Raw genomic sequence first — 5,563 nt, 5'->3', positions numbered from 1 at the left:
CAATTAATTTATACAACGAAATAAGATTACATTTATCTTTAGACTATAAAACACCAAATATGGTATATAAATTATCAGCGTAAATTCAATTTTAACCTGTAGCCATATTTCAGGACAAGACATACAACTGAACCAAGTGTTTACTTTACTGACTACTGAAATCTCTTTATTTTTTTCCTTTCTTTTTCAGCAAGTTTGCGGAAGAGTTATTTGGAAAGTGCAATTTTTATAATTAAGAAAGTGATTACCTTCTTTTCTTTTTTCCGCCTTTATAACCTTTAGACGGTTTTAACCAATTTGGTTTTTTGTCTTCTTCAACGTAATCGATTTGCTTAATAGATGGAACCCTAAAAGAAAAACAAGACTCGCCATTTACATTAGTTAAAGCAAAATCACCGTGGGAGATAATATCCATACCAATTAAAATTTCAGTATCACCGGACAGAACAGCCTCAATAACTCTAATACCTTGAACTCTTATTCCATTTGGCAAATAGATATTTACTAAATAAGTAGGAACTTGAGATGAACCACCTGCGTGATTGGAAGTCACTAATCCTGTGGGTTTTAGACCAAGTTCTTTTGCTACTTTAGATGTTATAACTGTACCTGTTGCACCAGTGTCCCAAATAGCCTCATACTGATTAACAGCAACGGGAGTTGGCGGATTTGTTGGTAATACAGCATCCGAAACACCACATTGTGTCTTTAATTGGTTTATACGACCATTTGCTTTTAATGTAAAGGCTTTAAATTTAGGCATTCAGAACAACTCTTGAATGATATGTTTCAGTATAAGAGTTGCTTCCTGGCGTACAGTGCTGAATTAGAAATGTTCCGACTTCGTGAGATTTTCTTGTTTCTGACAAAGCTTCAATTTCAGTAGAATAATCACCCAAAACTTTATCGCCTTTTATGACAATAAATCGACCATTGAATTTTTTTAATAATTCATCTTGGTTGTTTAGATAATATTTAAACTCTTTTTCTAACATAACGGTAGTTATTATTTGTATCTAATATACAAAAACGTGTGCAAAGATACAATATTATTCAATACAATTTACTATAAACAATTAACGTACCATTTTTTGCTTCCGATTGTCAGCAATTTGCCTTCGCTCAAAAAAAAAATAAAATATTCAGTATGTCAATGAACGTCTGAACTGATTAAAAAGTACTGTTGGCAACACCGTGTATAATTAATTGCTTGGTTCGTGCTTACTTACGAAAATACTCTCGTATTTTCTATTCGGTAATTATTTGCTAACTTACTCGCTGAAACTCGCAACAAACCATACACGAAACCGTTAGCGCCAATTAAACAAGGCAGCTAACTCTTAAATTTTCTGACTTTTGCCAAGTCCTTTTTTGCCGTTTTTTAGATGTTTAATTAAGTCATTTCTTTTCTATAAAGTTACTTCAGACTTGGGATTCGTTCACTTTTGCTCATTTCTGTTTTTAATCCGTTTGCAAAAAAAGTAAACGCTTTAGAATAACTTACTCAAACGCAATCTGTTTTACTTTTTTTTGGCGCATTTATTAAATTTATGTCAGAAAATAAATAACAGTCGCTAACATTATGTATAAAAAATTGCTACTTTTATCCTTAACCAATGTCAGTTGCTTTGTTTGCTTGCTTATGATTTTCCTGCGGAAAATCCTCGCACTCAAACACGCTACTTTCCATACATGATCCGTTGTACACCATTTGACAAAAACTCAACTTCTGACATAAAAATCGTGAATTTTATAAAAAACATCCTGACCAGAAAACCAAAAAACCCAACTGAATTTGTTCAGAAGTTTATTCGTGACAGCAAGAAAAGTAGAGTCCAACTTGAGATAATTAGAGATAATGAGATTATACTACAAGTTGATTCGCTTAAATTTACACAGTCTTGGTTCAAAGTATTTGACGTCGATAAAATAAAATATCAAAACGGATTTGTGATTTTTTTTATAATTGACCGCAATGGAATTGAAAATAATCGGGCTTATATTAAATATAAAAAATCGGATTTAAAACTTATAGAATTGGACGAAAAGCACGGACAAACACCAATTCGGACTTTTGCCAAATTTATAGCGGAAACAGATGACAGTGTTCTTTTAGGAAAAGAAATGAAAAAAATCATCGATGGAGTTTTTGATTTCACAGAATCTGACCCTCAAGCATTATTTAATTTGAGATATTTAAAATAAAAAACGGTGTACAACAAAGTATATAAAAAATTGCTAGTTTTAGCTTAACCAAAGTCTGTTGCTTGTTTGCTAGCTTCCGATTTTCCTTCGGAAAATCCTCGCACACAAACACGCAACATTTCATATACATAAACGTTGTGCTTCATTATGACCAACCTTTAACCAATGATAAAATTATTCAGAAAAATTAGACAAGATTTACTTTCAAAAGGAAAAACTGGAAAGTATTTGAAATATGCATTGGGAGAAATTATATTGGTAGTCATTGGAATTTTGATTGCTTTACAGATTAATAATTGGAATGAACAAAGAAAAGAAAGGAAATTAGAAGTATTATATATTGATAGAATTTTAGATGATTTGGAGGAGGAAGAAACTTTCATACAATCATATATTGATTACAATATGAAAGTTAACGAATATGCCATTAAGTCGATTTCTCATTTTGAAAATCCTGAAATAGCAATGCAAAACACGAACCAAGGTCTTATTGATTTATATCAAGCTAGCCAATACAATGATGCCCGAACTACAGCTTCTACTTATAAAGAGCTAAATGCTTCAGGACAGATAAATATTTTAAGAAATCAAAAGCTACGTTTATCACTTATCAACTTTTATGAATTAGATTGGATTAATTCGGGAGTCATTGCTTTATCTAATAAATATAGGGAAAGTTTAAGAAGTTTTATGCCCAGTGATATTCAGAAAAAAATTAGGACAAATTGTGGAGATATTTATGTGGAAACAAAAAATAGCCTTTCAATAAAATTACCTGACAATTGTAAAATAGATATTGAAGATAAAGTTGCAAAAATAGCATTAGAAAATTTGTTGAAAAATGGAACAATTAGAAATGATTTGAATTTTTTAATTGGCAATATGGAATCTAAACTTGTTTATGCTAATTATGTGCAAAAGCAATTGAAAACTGTTCTTGAGGAGTTTTATAATGCAAAACAATAACGAAAGCACAACAACGTGTATAATCAATTGCTAGTGTTGTGTTTACTCGGAAAATCCTGCGGATTTTCCTATTGGTTCGGTTTCTTTTATTAACTTAGTTCTCGCCAACGCAACACGTTGTGCTTCATTACCAGAAACCACTAATCAATGATAAAATTCTTTAGATTAACGAAACATTATTTTGCAAAGCAAAATCAAAGGTCTAGCAGACCTTTGGTTGAGATAGCCGCTTGCGGAATAATTAAATACTCTAAATATGATTAAGTTCTTTAGACGAATACGACAGCAACTACTAACTGAAAACAAGTTCAGTAAATATTTGCTTTATGCGATTGGCGAAATTGTACTTGTAGTTATTGGAATATTGATTGCCTTGCAAGTGAGCAATTGGAATCAAGATCGTAAAGACAGAATCAGCGAACGAAAGATATTGAACAATATAAATAGAGACTTCAGCCAGAATAAGGCAAGTTTCGATAAAGTCAAAGTTATTAACCACAAAAATTTAGCTACGTTGGACAGTATAGTGGAAATGCTACAAGAAGGTGAGATAACAATAGAGAAATATAACAGATATAACAAATTAATAACAGGAACCACTTACAATCCGTATTCAAGTACCGTAGATGCAGTGATCAATTCCAATTCACTTGAGTTGATACAAGACGATGAATTGCAAAAATATCTGGTCTCTTGGAAAGATCTTTTAACTGATTATCTCGAAAGTGAGACTCAATACTTCAAGTTTATAAATGAACAATGGAGAACCTATATTTTACAGAATTCAGATTGGGCAGGAAAAAACAGAGAGATGAATATTAAAGTCCTGTCAAGTATCAAATTTCGGAATCACATCATGGCCAAGAGAGCTCTTATGAATGGGATTATCAAAGCCATAGAGGAAGAACACCTAGAAAATCACATCAATGAGATTATACGATTAACACAACTTAAAGACTAATGATAAAATTCTTTAGATTAACGAAACATTATTTTGCAAAGCAAAATCAAAGGTCTAGTAGACCTTTGGTTGAGATAGCCGCTTGCGGAATAATTAAATACTCTAAATATGATTAAGTTCTTTAGACGAATACGACAGCAACTACTAACTGAAAATAAGTTTAGCAAATATCTACTTTATGCTTTTGGGGAAATCATACTTGTGGTCATTGGAATTCTTGTTGCTCTAAATCTCAATACCAAAAAAGAATTAAAAACGAACAATGACCAGGTAGAAAAAATTTTAACTAGCGTTTATAAGGATTTAGAAGAAGACTTAATTAAAACTATAAATTTTCAAATTGAATTTAACGAAAGAAGAGATTCACTATCAAATATAGTGCTTTCTAAAACTCTAAATGTATCTGATTATACAGTCAATAAAAATGGAGATAATCCTTATTTGACTTTGATAGAAGAGCAAATTGAACCTTATAGGTTTGAAACAAATGCTTACAATAGACTTATTAATAACATAGAAATTATTCCTGAAAAGTATATGCATATTGTTGAAAGACTACAAGATGTGTATGGTGATGAAGCACTTGTTACTAATAATGTGGTGAATGAGAAAAAAGTGTTCCTGGAGAAAGTACAAGATGTATATCAAAGCAATTATGATTGGTATTCAAGAACAGCAAAAAAGGATTATGATGATAAAGTGACCTATCTATTGAATGACAAACAATATCTTAATGATGTTAGAAGATATCAAAAAATTACTAGTCATTTGTTACAACATTTAATTATTCTTAAGTACAAAGCAACCTATGCTTATAATTTGATCCATCATGATTTGGTCCTCGACTTTCAAAAGTCTAATCAAATCGATCTTATGGAGTTTCCTACATTTGAAGAATTAGAAGCATATCTAGGGAATTATAAAAATGAAACTTCTGGTTTGGAATTGGAATTAGTTCGGAATCAGAATAATCTTAGCATTTTAAATGGAGGAATTCTTTACAAAATTAATAAAGACAAATTTCAAATGGCATTCGAAAATACTTCTTTAGAGTTTATTAGAAATACAAGTGAGGAAGTAATATCACTTTCCATTTTTATTAAAAAAAAGAATTTGACATCTAGAGATTCCATAAGGACTATAAAATTAACCAAACTAAAATAACGAAAGCACAACAACGTGTATAGTTAATTACTCGTTTTGTGTGTACTCGGAAAATCCTGCGGATTTTCCTAATGGTTCGTTTTCTTTTACTAATTTAGACCTAGCCAACGCAACTAATCATACACAACACGTTGTGTTTCATTATGACCCGTCCTAAAATAAGGCTACATAATTTTAAACATTATGTATAGAAATGACAAAGTAATTAGACGGTATTCAGAACCCTTTAAACTGAAAATTTTAGCCGAACTTACAACCGGAAAACAC

At 31.0% G+C, this 5,563-nt stretch carries 6 protein-coding genes; 4 read left to right on the top strand and 2 right to left on the bottom strand.

The genetic code is table 11. From position 1 onward, the window contains the following. Nucleotides 1-244: 244 nt before the first annotated feature. Nucleotides 245-763 carry a retropepsin-like aspartic protease gene (locus tag ACI5KZ_RS14680; protein ID WP_406848074.1) on the bottom strand — a complete coding sequence of 173 codons (519 nt, stop codon included), beginning with the start codon at nt 761-763 and terminating at the stop codon, nt 245-247. Beyond that, entirely contained in the window at nt 756-995 is a 240-nt protein-coding gene (locus tag ACI5KZ_RS14675; protein WP_406848073.1) for a hypothetical protein, read from the bottom strand. Before ACI5KZ_RS14675 ends, ACI5KZ_RS14680 begins: the two co-directional genes overlap by 8 nt. Before the next feature lie 748 nt (nt 996-1,743). Here ACI5KZ_RS14675 and ACI5KZ_RS14670 point away from each other — a divergent pair. The 4 genes from ACI5KZ_RS14670 to ACI5KZ_RS14655 all read left to right on the top strand — a co-directional run bounded on the left by ACI5KZ_RS14670 (nt 1,744) and on the right by ACI5KZ_RS14655 (nt 5,296). Then, nucleotides 1,744-2,205, top strand: a complete 462-nt coding sequence (locus ACI5KZ_RS14670; protein ID WP_406848072.1) for a hypothetical protein — start codon at nt 1,744-1,746, stop codon at nt 2,203-2,205. Nucleotides 2,206-2,370: 165 nt separating this feature from the next. Next, complete coding sequence (locus ACI5KZ_RS14665; protein WP_406848071.1) at nt 2,371-3,171, top strand: DUF6090 family protein; 801 nt, start codon at nt 2,371-2,373, stop codon at nt 3,169-3,171. Nucleotides 3,172-3,427: 256 nt separating this feature from the next. Further along, complete coding sequence (locus ACI5KZ_RS14660; protein WP_406848070.1) at nt 3,428-4,132, top strand: DUF6090 family protein; 705 nt, start codon at nt 3,428-3,430, stop codon at nt 4,130-4,132. Between the two features lie 108 nt (nt 4,133-4,240). Beyond that, a complete protein-coding gene (locus ACI5KZ_RS14655) occupies nt 4,241-5,296 on the top strand; it encodes a hypothetical protein (protein WP_406848069.1) in 1,056 nt (351 codons plus the stop codon). The last annotated feature ends 267 nt before the right edge of the window (nt 5,297-5,563 follow it).

The organism is Xanthomarina sp. GH4-25, from assembly GCF_045363175.1.
Lineage (GTDB): Bacteria > Bacteroidota > Bacteroidia > Flavobacteriales > Flavobacteriaceae > Xanthomarina.
The sequence above is the reverse complement of the archived record's forward strand: the minus strand, read 5'-3'. Positions and strand labels throughout refer to the sequence as shown.